Genomic DNA, 816 nt, shown 5'->3' on the forward strand with positions numbered 1-816 from the left:
GCTGCCGCCGGTGCCCCATAGCGACCCGGCCGCTCCGCCAGCACCGCCGGCCCCGCCGGCCGTTACGTTTGAGCTCTCGCCGGCACCGCCGGCGCCGCCAGCACCGAACAGACCAGCGGCTCCGCCGGGGCCACCCGGCAGACCGGGAGCTGCCGACCCGCCGGCCCCGCCGTTGCCCATCAAGATTCCACCGGCCCCGCCGGGCGCCCCGCTGCCCGGGGCCCCGTTGGCGCCGTTACCGATCAGCGGACGTCCCAGTAGCGCCTGGAAGGGCACGTTGATCAGGTCGAATGCCGGTTGCAGCGGTCCCGGCGCGCCATTGGTGCCGGTGCTTCCGAGGGCCAGCCCCATCCCGCCGTTGCCGCCATTGCCGGCGGGGCCGAACAGCACGGTGCTGCCGCCGGCACCGCCGGCACCGCCCTTACTGCCCACGCCCGTGGTGGTGCTCGCAACGCCGGCGCCACCGTCACCGCCGACCCCGATCAGCCCGGCCTTGCCGCCGGCTCCGCCGGCCCCACCGGTGAGGGTGCCGAGGCCGCCGAGCGGTGCGGTGGCGCCGCCAGCACCGCCGGCCCCGCCGGAGCCGAAGACCAGGCCCGCGCTGCCGCCGGCCCCGCCTTCCCCTCCGGTGGCGCCCGGCCCGCCGGCGCCACCGGTCCCGCCGGCGCCGAAGAGAAAGCCACCCTGGCCGCCCGGTCCGCCGGCCCCGCCGGTGGTGAAGGCTTGAGCACCGGCGCCGCCGCTGCCGCCCGCGCCCAGTACTCCATTACCGCCGGCCCCGCCGCCCCCACCGGGGAGGGGGCCCCCCCCGCCCGG

General features: G+C 79.3%; 1 pseudogene. It reads right to left on the reverse strand.

Annotated elements, in window-relative coordinates:
- Nucleotides 1–72: 72 nt before the first annotated feature.
- A pseudogene (locus BST40_RS33495) lies at nt 73–297 on the reverse strand (PGRS repeat-containing protein); the annotation flags it as partial.
- Nucleotides 298–816: the final 519 nt, after the last annotated feature.

This window comes from Mycobacterium persicum (assembly GCF_002086675.1).
GTDB classification, from domain to species: Bacteria; Actinomycetota; Actinomycetes; order Mycobacteriales; family Mycobacteriaceae; genus Mycobacterium; species Mycobacterium persicum.